Below are 12537 nucleotides of genomic sequence, written 5' to 3'. Positions count from 1 at the left end.
ATCCAGCCTACGACCAAAAGGAAGATTTGGGCAAGGGGCGCGTGATTTAACGTAGCGGTGCCAAGGGCATATGGCGGTTCACATCCTTGTACAAAAGATAGCGGAACCGACCGGGGCCGCCGGCGTAACAGGCCTGTGGGCAAAAGGCGCGCAGCCACATGAAATCACCGGCTTCGACTTCAACCCAGTCCTGGTTGAGCCGATAGACCGCTTTGCCCTCTAGCACATACAGCCCATGTTCCATCACATGGGTCTCGGCAAATGGGATGACGCCGCCGGGTTCAAAGGTGACTACGGTGACATGCATGTCGTGAGACATGTCGTTGGGATCCATGAACCGGGTGGTGGCCCATGTGCCATCGGTGCCGGGCATTTGGATCAGGGCGATGTCTTGTTCCTGCGCGACAAAGGGGGCAGGGGGCGTGACGCCCGGCGCCGCTTGCCAAGCTTTGCGGATCCAGTGAAAGCTGCAGGGGTGCTGGTCGCTGTTGGTCACGGACCACTCGGTCCCTGGCGGGATATAAGCAAAACCGCCTGCGATCAGGGTGTGCGTGGTGCCTGCGATTGTGACGGACACGGTGCCTTCGGTGACAAACAGAGCTGCTTGCGCGGCGGGATCTGTTTCGGGCTGTGCAGAGCCACCGCCCGGTTGCAGCTCAACAATATACTGCGAGAAGGTCTCAGCAAACCCGCTCAGCGGACGCGCCAGAACCCACATGCGCATCCCGGTCCACCCCGGCAAAAGGGACGTCACAATATCGCGCATCGTCCCTTTTGGGATCACTGCATAAGCGTCTGTAAAGACGGCACGATCCGTTAGAAGTTGGGTCTGTTCGGGCAGCCCGCCCTTGGGGGTGAAATAGGGCTGTCCTGTCATGGCCGAAGCCTCCGTTTGACTGCGTGAGATACCGACTATGCCGGGGTTGCACCGTATCGGAAAGCCAAGCGGGAGGAAAAGCAGTCTTTGGTTTTATTTGAAAGCGCTGTCGCGGCGAACCTTAGAACGCGCTGAGGGCTGGCAAAACGCACAATTCACGGGCGCAATTCCACAACGCCTCGAGATAGGCTTCAACTGGTTTGTTGGGGGCGTGGTCAATAGACCGGCGAAGCCCCAAGGCCAGCGGGCGCTTGCTCTCCACCTTGATAGGTACAGCATAGCCAAGTTCACCGGCCGTGTATTCGCCATACTCAAAGGCGTAACCCGCCTGCCGCGCGGTCTGAATGCGTTCCAAAACCACCGACGGACTGTTCAGCGAATGCGGGGTGCGGCGTGGAATATCTGCCGTGTCTAACAGCTGTACAAGATCCTCATCTGGCAATGACGACAACAGCACCCGGCCCATGGAGCAATTGTATGGCAGGCAGGTTGCCCCCACCTCGGGCGCGTTATGCCCTTCGGCGGATTTCTGGTCCGTATGACAAAGCTGCAGCACTTGATTATCGAACAGGGTCGTCAGATGCAGGTCAGTGTCCAGCAGTGCTGCGTAATGGTTCAGGATCGGGAGGGTTTCGCTGCGCAATCGGCTGGCTTGCAGGAAATTCCCGGCAAGGATCAGCACCTTGGGCGACAGGGCAAACAGCCGTCCCTTCCGTTCCAAAAAGCCCAACGCCTCCAGCGTGAGCACACCGCGTCTGGCAGTTGCGCGATCCTGTCCGGTGCGACGCGCAATTTCGGCCATGGACAGGCAAGGGGAGTCAGCATCAAAAGCCTCTAACACAGCCAGTCCTTTAGCAAAGCTATTGGAGGCAAAACCACTTGGCTCTGCAAAGGTCGGGTCGTTCTGCTGCATAGGCGCCTTCGGAGTTCGCGCAGCAAAACTGTGTATGTTCCCGCCAGAGGCTCCTACACCGTTTAACCGCTACAATCATATTCACGTGATTGGACCCTATTTGAACGGCGTAAATAAAGTGATAACCGGCGAGTGCGACAAAAAACAACCCGTTTAACGAGCGGGAAAGACCGGATCTGGGTATCCAACACGCGCAAGATACAGACCGTGGCCCGGACAGACAGGCCCGCAGGCCGCACGATCGCAGGCCTCAAGCGCCTCTTTTACATCCAATGGCGACCAGGTGCCGGCGCCAACACGTTCCAAAGTGCCGACAAAACTGCGGACCTGGTTGTGGAGGAAAGAGCGGGCGCGCACGTGAAAGTGAACCTCGGGTCCTGAAAACCCATCCACGGATTCGATGCGCAGCTCATCCAGCGTCTTAACCGGGCTTTGCGCCTGGCATATGGACGACCTGAAGGTGGTAAAATCATGCAGCCCCAACAGGTGGTTGGCCGCGTCCTGCATCGCGTCGATGTCCAGCTGGTGATTGATCTGCCAGACCTGGCCTGCGTCATGGGTTGCAGGGGCCCGTCGCATCAGAATGCGGAACAGATACTGCCGCTCGATCGCGGAAAACCGGGCGTGCCAATCGCCGTCCACCTGCGCGCAATCCACAATCGACACCGGGTTGGGCTTCAGGTGGAAATTCAGCGCTTCGGACAGGCGAAAGGGATCCCAGTTTTTTTCCATGTCGCAATGGGCCACTTGCCCAAGGCCATGCACGCCCGTGTCCGTCCGCCCGGCGGCCGCGATGGTGTGGTCGCGCCGCTCCAACTTGGCCAAGGCAGCCTCTATCGCGCCTTGAACCGAGGGCTGGTCTTTTTGGCGTTGCCACCCGGCAAAGGGCGCGCCGTGGTATTCGACTTTCAGGGCGTATCTGGGCATGGCGGTCCCCTAGCGCGGCCTGTGCCGGATTGGCAAGCGCTTTTGCTGCTTTTGCGACTGGGGCGGGAAACACTGGTAAGCGGAGGCCGCGCACCCTATTTTGAGAAAAACAACAACGCCAGAGGGTAAAGAGTGGTCATCGGCACGGTAATTGATGAGGTCGCCCGCACGGTGGACTCGATGGGCGCACGCGTCAGTTCTGGTTTGTTTGACAACACCTTGCGCCTGGGGGTGACGGGGCTTGCGCGATCCGGAAAGACGGTATTTATCACGTCCCTTGTTGCGGGTCTTATGAACCGGGGCCGGATGGTGCAGCTGGCAGCGGCGCGCGATGGCCGGATCGAGACGGCATATTTGCAACCCCAACCCGACGATACGGTGCCACGGTTTGATTATGAAAACCACCTCGCGGCTCTAACTGGTCCCGCGCCGCATTGGCCCGACAGCACCCGCGCCATATCCGAGCTGCGCCTGTCGTTGCGCGTGCGTCCAACCGGTTTTCTGTCGAGCCTTCAGGGGCCGCAGACCCTGCACCTTGATATCGTCGACTACCCTGGCGAGTGGCTGTTGGATCTGGCGCTTCTTGATAAGTCATTTGACCAATGGTCCAGCGAAGTTTTGCAGCGGCTTGCCAATCGGCCCGAGGCCGCGCCATTTTTGGCTGCACTACAAAGTGCGGATGGCGATGCCCGGCACGACGAGCCTGTGGCGCAAAATCTCGCGGCTGCCTTTACCAGTTACCTCAACGCGGCCCGCGCAGCGGGGTTTTCGGATTGCACCCCGGGCCGGTTTTTGTTGCCTGGTGACCTCGAAGGCTCCCCCGCTTTGACCTTTGCACCCTTGCCACCCAACGCGACCAAACGCGGCAGTTTGGGGGCGGAACTGCAACGCCGGTACGAAGCCTATAAGGCCAAAGTTGTGAAACCCTTCTTTCGCGACCATTTTGCCCGTATCGACCGGCAGGTGGTCTTGGTCGACGCCTTGTCGGCAATACACGCGGGCCCGCAAGCGGTTGAGGACATACGCCAAGGGCTGACCGATATCCTGTCGGCTTTTCGCCCGGGACGAAACGATTTCTTGTCGCGGCTCCTGCGCGGCAAACGGGTGGAAAAGATCCTGTTTGCGGCGACTAAAGCCGATCACCTGCATCACGCGCAACATCCGCAACTGACTGGTATCATTGATGCGCTGACCCGGGATGCACGGGACCGGGCGCAATTTGTGGGGGCAGAAACCGCAGCACTCTCCCTGGCCTCGCTGCGCACCACAACCGAAGAGATGCGCGCCCACGCGGGGCAAGATCTCCCTTGCGTGCGCGGGCAGCTTTTGAACACCGGCAAGTCAGCAGCCTTTTACCCCGGCGCATTGCCCGAAGACCCAGGCCAGCTCCTAGCCCCGGCGCGGCAAGGCGCCCAGGATTGGCTGGATGGCGAATTCCAGTCCATGGCTTTTGCCCCGGCACCTTTGTCGCTGAAACCAGGTGACGGCCCGCCGCATATTCGGCTGGATCGCGCCGCAGAGTTTTTGTTGGGAGATCGCTTGTGACAGTAACTCTACGTCCTGGGCAGCCCACAGATGCCGGAAAGATCGGAGACATCCTGCACCGGTTCGAAACAGACACCTCGTGGATGCCCAAGGAACACTCCGGAGCGGAGGCAATTTCGTTTTGCGGCACTATGATCGATCGCGGTTGGGTTACCGTGGCCGAACGCGCCCAGCAGATCTTGGGCTTTCTGGCACGGGACGGGGATGAGATCTGCGCGCTGTATGTCGCGCCCGAGGCACAAGGTCAGGGTATCGGCTCCGCGCTGTTGAACGAGGCCATGACACAGGTGGTCCAGATCATGCTGTGGACATTTCAGGTCAATGTCGGCGCGCAACGGTTTTACCTCCGCCACGGTTTTGTCGAAACCACGCGTACCGATGGTCAGGGAAACGCTGAAAACCTCTCCGACATTGCCTATGTCTGGACCAAGGTCGCGCCCGCATTGGCTGACGGGTCTGAGCCAGTCGGCGAAGCGCATAGGGAAAAGGAACACGGCGCATGAGCCAGAAACCAATCCTCTTTGATCTCGAGGACGACGCGGCAACACCAACGGTTGCCGACGCCGCACCTGTGCCCGACCTCGACGGCGCAACCCTCCAGGCTGGTTCTGACACAGCGGGCGACGCCAGCGCGCTCTCCCCGATTGCCACACGGCTATCACGCAAACCCTCGCGTCTGGGTCGCGTGTTCTGGAGCGTTTTAGCCGCGCTTTCGGGGGCCATGCTCTCAATCTGGGCATGGGATTTTTTGACCGGACTGATAGGCCGGTTTCCGGTTTTGGGCTGGGCGATGTCGGCCGGTGTCGTGCTTCTATTGGCTCTGGCTTTGCTGTTTGCGCTACGCGAACTTGCGGGCCTTGTGCGGCTGCGCCGGGTGGATGGCCTGCGCCGGTCTGCAAAAAATGTTGGGGATGATCTGAAGGCCGCGCGGCAGTTCGCACAGGACCTGTCGGCTTTCTACAAGGGGCGCACGGAACTCGCCTGGGCGCAGCAAAATCTGACGGAACACCTGCCAGATGTCATGGACGCCGATGCGGTTTTGAACCTGACCGAGGGTGAGCTTTTGGCCCCGCTTGACAGCCAAGCCCTGGCCGAGGTTGAGGCCGCCGCGAGGCAAGTCGCGACAGTGACCGCATTGGTGCCCTTGGCGCTGGCGGATGTGGTTGTGGCTCTGGTCGCCTCCTTGCGGATGATCCGCCGGGTGGGAGAGATCTATGGCGGCCGCTCCGGCGGCTTGGCATCCTGGCGCCTGACACGTCGTGTTTTTGCCCATCTCGTCGCAACCGGTGCCATGGCTGTGGGGGATGACCTGCTTGAACCGGTGTTGGGCGGCTCGATCCTGTCAAAGCTTTCCCGCCGATTTGGCGAAGGTCTGGTGAATGGCGCACTTTCGGCGCGCGTGGGGCTTGCTGCTATAGACCTGTGCCGCCCGATGCCTTTCTCGGGCGCACGTCGCCCCAAAACGCGCACGGTTATTCAAAAAGCGCTCAAAGGCATCATCGGCCGAAACAGTTGAGATAGCGAGCGCGCTTTGTGCCCCCGTACAAAGCGCCAGGCCCAAGGGGGCCAAGGATCGGCATGCCGATCCTGCCTGCGCGGGAGCCTTTGCCCTTGCTACGTATTTGCAGCGGGGCCTTCAAAACAATTTAGGTGGGGCGTCTTTGGGCTGGCGCATGGCGACGATGCCGGTGCGAAACCCTTCGCCGATCCGATCCGCCAATGCACCCCATTGTTGCACCTGAAGCGGAGAAAGCTCTTTGTTCAAAGTCTTGTGGAACAGCCCCAGCCAGATCGGGAAATGTTCAGCCTTCACATCCGGGCGCGAGACATGCACCCGCATCGGATTGCCAGAGTAGCATTTCTCCCGCAGGATCGCATTGCGCCAAAACGCGGCGATCTTTTCCTCATGTTCCGGCCAATCCGTCACATGCGCTGCAAACACCGGCCCCAGCGTCGGGTCTTGGCGAACCGCAGCGTAAAACAGCCGGACCACTCGCTTGATATCGTCAGCGCCGATTTCAAATCGCGCTAGGCTGGTGTCTTGCATGTATGTGTCCTCAGATTGCTCGCCGGCCGGTGAAAGTGGTGGTGTAGCCAACGCGACGCAAAGTCAACGTGACGCATTCGTGATCGCTTGTGGCCATGTTTTAGTTCCCCGTTACAAAGACGATAAAATTTTGTTCCCAGTCTCACGTAGGCCGCTCTCGATTTTGTAGCTCATTGGAGAGAACCGTGGCTTACACCCTAGAACTTTTACATATTGCGGACCAAGAGGCCGGAAGCGCGGCTGTTGTAGATGCGCTGAATTTGTCAGCTGTTTTGAATGGCCTGCGTGCTCAGGATTTGGGCGATGACGGTGAAGTCGACAACACAATCACCCTGTCTTCCGGCGATGCGTTTATTCCTGGTCTGTTCTTTGACGCCTCCGCCGAAGCCTTTGGTTCGGTTGGTATTGCTGACATTCAGATCCAGAACGAGCTGGGCATTGAAGCAATTGCGCTGGGTAACCACGAGTTCGATTTCGGCACCGAAGTTCTGGGTGGCCTGATCCGCGGTGACGCGGAAGCTGAGATCCTTGGCGCAGATTTTGGCGGCGCAGATTTTGCCTATCTGTCGGCCAACCTGGACGTAACCACCGATGCCAATCTGGCGGACCTGTTTGTTGAAGGCGGCGAAGCGCCTCAGGCAAACACCATCACAACCTCTGTTGTGCTCGAAGAAAATGGCGAGCTGATCGGTGTTGTTGGTGCGACCACGCCTACTTTGGGGTCGATCTCCTCTCCTGGTGACGTTTCGGTCCTGCCTGCGGATTTCGACGGTGTCCCGACTGACGATCAGCTCGACGCGCTGGCAGCTGAAATTCAAGCTGAAGTTGACACTTTGCTGGCTGACAACCCGTCGCTGAACAAAGTTGTCCTTTTGGCGCACATGCAGCGAATTGACATCGAACTGTCGCTGGCTGAACGTTTGGAAAACGTTGATATCATCGTTGCAGGTGGTTCGAACACACGTCTGACCGACGAAAATGACCGTCTGCGCGACGGTGACACCTCACAGGGTGAGTACCCGCAGTTCGTGACCAATGCAGGCGGGACGGACACTGTGGTTGTGAACACTGACGGCAGCTACAAATATGTTGGCCGTCTGGTCATCGAATTTGATGACGCGGGCAATATCATCGCCGATAGCTATGACGCCGAAGTGTCCGGTGCATATGCGACGGATGAACAAGGCGTGGCGGATCTCGGTGCCGAAGACCTGGCAGACGCGGAAATCGAAGAGATCGTTGACGCAATCGAAGCTCAGATTGTTGCCAGCGAATCGAACGTGTTTGGCGTTTCCAACGTCTTCTTGAACGGCAACCGCTCGGGCACCGGTGAAGTCACCGATACCGATGGTGTACGTACTCAGGAAACCAACCTTGGCAACCTGACCGCAGACGCCAACCTAGCTGTTGCAAAGGATTATGACGACGCCGTTGTTGTCTCCATCAAAAACGGTGGCGGTATTCGCGCAAACATCGGTGAAACCATCGTTCCGGCTGGCGGCACCGAAGCTGTACGCTCTGCCAACGAAGAGGTTATCGACAGCGAAGGCAACCTGGTGAAGCCCGAAGGCGGCATCAGCCAGAATGACATCCAGACAACTCTAGCGTTCAACAACAACTTGACCCTGTTGACCCTCACACGTGAAGAACTGGTTGAGGTTCTGGAACATGGTGTTGGCGCCTTGCCAGGCGTTGATGGTCGCTTCCCACAGATCTCGGGCATCCGCCTGTCCATTGATGAGACCCAAGACGCAGGCTCTCGCATCGTGAATGCGGCGATTGTCGACGAAGAAGATGGCTCCATCATTGCGCAGCTGGTCGTGAACGGTGAATTGGCAGGCGACGCTTCCGAGAGCTTCCGCATTGTGACCCTTGGCTTCCTTGCGGGCGGTGGCGATGGCTATCCTTTCCCAATAGGTGATGCGGCCAATCGTGTTGATCTGGACGATCTGGATGGCGACGGCGAAGGCGACGAGCGTTTGACAGGCGTTGCAACATTCGCTGAGGACGGCACCGAGCAGGACGCGCTGGCCGAATATCTGGCCGAAAACTTCGGCGAATCAGCCAACGCTTTCGACGAAGAAGACCTGGGCTCTGGTTTGGACACACGCATCGTTCAGTTGGACCAGGGCGGCATCAACTTCTCGGTCGAAACGGACGCTCAGGTGGTACGCTCCACCCTGTTGTTCTCAGGCGAAGGTGCGCCAAACGAGGATGACGATGAGGGTCGCGCAGAGATCGTCGACGTTGAAGCCGGTCGCGCCTATGTCACCAATGGTGAAGAAGACACCATCGACATTTTCGACATCGAAGCGGCCGAACTGGTTGATGCAATCGATCTGACGGCTGTTGAAGGATACGAGGGGGTTCAGTCTGTCTCCGTGAAAAACGGTCTGGTTGCAGTTGCGATCAACCGTGAGAATGCAGAGACGGGCGACAATACCTTCGGTCTGGTCGCTTTGTTCAGCACGGACGGAGAACTCCTGAATACTGTCTCTGTTGGCAACCTGCCAGATGCAGTGAAATTCTCTCCAAATGGCAATACCATCATCGTGTCCAACGAAGGTGAGCCGGGTGATGAATTGAACGCGCGCGGCACGGTCACATTGATCAATGTCAGCGAGGGGGCAGAAAACGCCTCTCGGGTTGGTATCAACTTCGCATCGTTCAACTCACAGGCAGATGCGCTGCGTGACGCAGGTATCCGCATCTTCCCAGGCGTTTCCGTTGCACGTGATCTGGAGCCAGAGGTTGCGGCATTCTCGGAAGATGGTGAAACGGCCTATGTTTCGCTGCAAGAGAACAATGCGATTGCGGTTATCGACGTAGCGACCGGCACAGTCACTCGACTGTTCTCCGCAGGGACACAGGATCTATCTGAAATCGCCACGGATGTGAACGACGAAGACGGTGTTTATAACCCACAGACGTTCGAGAATGTTGTCAGTCTGCGCCAGCCCGACACGATCTCTTCTTTTGCGGTAGACGGCACCAACTACATCGTAACTGCGAACGAAGGCGATGCCCGCGACGAAGACTTCCGCGTCGAAGATTTCCTCGCAGGTGAAGTGTCCTACGACATCGACGGCGACGGAGATGAAGAGATCGTTACCATCGACGAAAGCGTTGATACAACCGGTCTGGAACGTCTTGAGATCACAGCGATTGACGGCGACACAGATGGCGACGGCGACATCGATGTGCTGCATGCTCTGGGGGGGCGTTCTTTCTCCATCTTTGATGAAGAAGGCACTCTGATCTTTGACAGTGGTTCGGATTTCGCGCGCATTACAGCGGCATTGAACCCGAATGGTTTTGTGGACGGTCGGTCCGACAACAAAGGTACCGAACCCGAGGCGATCACCGTCGGCAAGCATGGCGGTCGTACCTATGTGTTTGTTGGTCTTGAGCGTGACAGCGGCATCGTAATCTACGACGTCACGGATCCTGCGCATTCACTCTTCGTGGAGTACATCGCGCCCGGCAACGTTGGCATCAGCCCGGAAGGCATGGCGTTTGTCTCCGCAGAAGACAGCAGCAGCGGCCTGCCACAGCTGGTCGTTGCCTATGAAGTTGACGGCACGACAGTCGCCTATGATCTGGCGCTGGGTCTGGAGCAGTCCATCGAGGGAACCAAAGAGGCCGATACGCTTGTCGGTACTATTGCAGGCGAAGAAATCACCGGTCTATCTGGTGACGATAGCCTGCGCGGCGGTGCTGGCGAAGATGAAGTTTTTGGCAACGCTGGTCGTGACACCGTAAATGGCGGCCGCGACGATGACTTTGTACACGGCAATGCCGGTGCGGATGTAGTTGGCGGTGCAAACGGCAACGACACTGTACGTGGTGGCTCAGGCGACGATGAGGTCAAAGGCGGCAACGGCAATGACTTGGTCCGAGGTGATGCAGGCGATGACACCGTGCGCGGCGCAAATGGCGACGACACAGTTCTCGGCGGGTTTGGCGACGATCTGGTTCGTGGCGGCGCCGGTCAGGACGAAGTACGCGGCGGTCGCGGCGACGATACGATCGAAGCTGGCTTTGGCAACGATCTTGCCAACGGGGGCCTCGGTGATGACCTCATTCGTGGCCAGAGCGGCAATGACGTGCTGCGCGGCTTTATCGGCGACGACAATTTGCAGGGTGGTTTTGGGAACGACAGCCTGTTTGGTGGTCTGAGCAATGATACCCTCTCAGGTGGTCGCGGTGTTGACGTATTAAACGACGGTAGGGGCGTGGACATTCTGACCGGTGGCGCAGGTGCGGATACGTTCCAATTCGTTGCGGATGCTGAAGAGGATCTGATCACGGACTTCGATGCCGGTGAAGACTTCATCGATGTTTCTGCATGGGGTGTTGAAGCCTTTGATAAGCTGGAAGTTGCCTTTGATGGCACTACCAGCGTGACTGTGTCTCATGAAGAAGAGACATTGGTTGTCAACGGCATCAACCTCCGTCTGAGCACATTCACCGAGGACGATTTCATCTTCGCGTAGACACTTTCGCCCGGCACATGTTGCCGGGCATCTTCACACAGGGAGCGCGCGCCAGGCCGACGGGCGCTTCTCGCGTTTGTCAGTTTTTTACGTTGCCGGGTGCAATGCCGAACGAGCTGTAGAACGTGTTGAACTGCCGTGTGACAAAATCACCGCGTTTCAAATTGGCGCTTGAGAAAGGAAACCACGGGCCTGCAACAGAGCCTGTCGTGGACCACATCTCGCCTCTGTTGTCGACGCGGAATCGGGCGCAGGTCAGCACTTGGCTGCTTTCGGCGGTAAAATCCTGACGCCACATCCAATTGGCATCATAGCACATCTTGCTGTTGGTGGTGACGTACCAGCGACCTTCGCCGATGCTTTGCTCTGCTGCGTTCACCGCGCGAAACGTCCCATCGGATCCGAAGTAGGCGTAAGAGCCCGCACCCCAATCAGCACTGTGACCGGCAAAGACGCGATACAGCGATTCCGGTTCAGGTGCGGCAGAATCCATTGGTATGGGAGAGCCAAAATAAGTTTGTTGGGCCAAAGCAGCCCCGGCAAAAGTCCCGAGAACTGTCACCGCAAGAGATAGGCGGCGCAAAGATTTAGGAAAACGCATTAATACTCCTCCAAACATCGCCTGCAAATTTACAAAAGATATTGACCGATAGGGAGTTTGTCCCAATGCGCGTTATCTGCTCATATACGCGCGCGGCATGATTGGGGCCAGACAAACGGCTGGATCTATAATCCCCTTAATTTAGAATCGTGCCATATTTTTAATTAATTATCAAGAATAACCACACAAATTCGAAATTGAGTTCCCAGCTATTTCTCGGATGGAACGGGTTCTTCAGGTGGCCCCGTTTTCCTGTGAATTTAATTTATACGGGCAAGCCGGGCGCGGCGTCTTTTCAATGTATCCATGAACGAAACACCCAATTCTGTAAGGCTCAGATCATCGTGCAGCAAATTGATCTGCGGCACTGCCCCGCGCCAGGGATAGGGGTTGGCGGCAAACCAGGCGTGACGCTCGACAAAGGGCAGGTTGTCCATCATGGCAATGGCCTCCTGTGCGAAACGCGCGTTTTGAGCATAGGTGACACGGTCCGGATTTTGCCAGTCTATCATGGCAAATTCAGTGACCCAAACCGGGCGTTTATATTCGGCGTGGACGGCCTGAAGCCAGCGTCGGAAGGCTCTGATATCGCCGTCGGTAGAATAGTAATGCACCGCCATGAAATCGACGCGCAACCCGCGCGCCGCGACCTCATCCATGAAGCGACGTTGCCAGGAGGCCGCGCCCAATGTGTTGCCCATCGTTGTTGCTGGGCTGGACAGGCGCAGATCATGTGCTTCGAGCTGCGGCCAAAGGCGGATGGCCTTGGACACGGACATGGTGGCTTGATGGGGGCCGCTGCGCCCGTCTGGTTCGTTAAAAGCCAACAAAGCCTGGGGTTTACGCCGACTTTTGATTTTGTCGCCAATGTTTTTGGCGCTGTGGATCATTGGCACAAATTCCACCGAACGACGATGGTTTCCCTGATGCCACAGGTGGTCAGAGCGCCAATTGTAATACCATTGCAGATCTGGTTGCGCCTCGACCCAGCGCAGCATTTTGAAATGCGGATCTTCCCAAAGGCCCAGGCCGGTTTGCTGTGCCATTGCGGGCAGGCTTACCAACAGCCAGACCAACAATGACCAAAGCGGAACCGCACGCAAAAGGCCACCCAAAAGCGGTGCCATAGCT

At 57.7% G+C, this 12537-nt stretch carries 10 protein-coding genes; 4 read left to right on the top strand and 6 right to left on the bottom strand.

Features of this window, described 5'->3' with window-relative positions; all coding sequences use genetic code 11:
• Positions 1-46: 46 nt before the first annotated feature.
• The 3 genes from KMP13_RS08510 to truA all read right to left on the bottom strand — a co-directional run bounded on the left by KMP13_RS08510 (position 47) and on the right by truA (position 2717).
• Positions 47-877 carry a bifunctional allantoicase/(S)-ureidoglycine aminohydrolase gene (locus KMP13_RS08510; protein WP_215265432.1) on the bottom strand — a complete coding sequence of 277 codons (831 nt, stop codon included), beginning with the start codon at positions 875-877 and terminating at the stop codon, positions 47-49.
• Between the two features lie 121 nt (positions 878-998).
• Positions 999-1790 (bottom strand): IclR family transcriptional regulator, encoded by a 792-nt coding sequence (locus KMP13_RS08505; protein WP_215265431.1) that lies wholly within the window; start codon positions 1788-1790, stop codon positions 999-1001.
• Between the two features lie 153 nt (positions 1791-1943).
• Positions 1944-2717: a tRNA pseudouridine(38-40) synthase TruA gene (truA, locus tag KMP13_RS08500; RefSeq protein WP_215265430.1), complete on the bottom strand. Its 774-nt coding sequence runs from the start codon at positions 2715-2717 to the stop codon at positions 1944-1946.
• A 132-nt stretch (positions 2718-2849) separates the two neighbouring features.
• Here truA and KMP13_RS08495 point away from each other — a divergent pair, with 132 nt between their 5' ends.
• From KMP13_RS08495 to KMP13_RS08485, 3 genes are read left to right on the top strand one after another with little or no spacing between them, the layout of a single operon-like run.
• A complete protein-coding gene (locus KMP13_RS08495; protein WP_215265429.1) occupies positions 2850-4262 on the top strand; it encodes a YcjX family protein in 1413 nt (470 codons plus the stop codon).
• The gene (locus KMP13_RS08490) at positions 4259-4765 is read left to right on the top strand and encodes a GNAT family N-acetyltransferase (RefSeq protein ID WP_215265428.1); all 507 of its coding nucleotides are present in this window, start codon (positions 4259-4261) and stop codon (positions 4763-4765) included. The genes KMP13_RS08495 and KMP13_RS08490 overlap by 4 nt, the downstream gene beginning before the upstream one ends.
• Entirely contained in the window at positions 4762-5778 is a 1017-nt protein-coding gene (locus KMP13_RS08485; protein ID WP_215265427.1) for a YcjF family protein, read from the top strand. The genes KMP13_RS08490 and KMP13_RS08485 overlap by 4 nt, the downstream gene beginning before the upstream one ends.
• A 120-nt stretch (positions 5779-5898) precedes the next feature.
• Here the strand turns inward: KMP13_RS08485 and KMP13_RS08480 are convergent, their stop codons facing one another.
• On the bottom strand, positions 5899-6309 hold the full coding sequence (locus tag KMP13_RS08480; protein ID WP_215265426.1) for a group III truncated hemoglobin: 411 nt from the start codon (positions 6307-6309) through the stop codon (positions 5899-5901).
• A 185-nt stretch (positions 6310-6494) separates the two neighbouring features.
• On the opposite strand from KMP13_RS08480, the gene KMP13_RS08475 reads away from it, so the two are divergent.
• Positions 6495-10805: a choice-of-anchor I family protein gene (locus KMP13_RS08475; protein ID WP_215265425.1), complete on the top strand. Its 4311-nt coding sequence runs from the start codon at positions 6495-6497 to the stop codon at positions 10803-10805.
• Positions 10806-10884: 79 nt separating this feature from the next.
• On the opposite strand, the gene KMP13_RS08470 is transcribed toward KMP13_RS08475, so the two are convergent.
• Both KMP13_RS08470 and KMP13_RS08465 read right to left on the bottom strand, forming a co-directional pair.
• Positions 10885-11406, bottom strand: a complete 522-nt coding sequence (locus KMP13_RS08470; RefSeq protein WP_215265424.1) for a DUF995 domain-containing protein — start codon at positions 11404-11406, stop codon at positions 10885-10887.
• Positions 11407-11666: 260 nt separating this feature from the next.
• A complete protein-coding gene (locus KMP13_RS08465; protein WP_215265423.1) occupies positions 11667-12533 on the bottom strand; it encodes a glycosyl hydrolase in 867 nt (288 codons plus the stop codon).
• Between the last annotated feature and the right edge of the window lie 4 nt (positions 12534-12537).

The sequence above is a fragment of the Epibacterium ulvae genome, from assembly GCF_018678075.1.
GTDB lineage: Bacteria > Pseudomonadota > Alphaproteobacteria > Rhodobacterales > Rhodobacteraceae > Epibacterium > Epibacterium ulvae_A.
The sequence above is the reverse complement of the archived record's forward strand: the minus strand, read 5'-3'. Positions and strand labels throughout refer to the sequence as shown.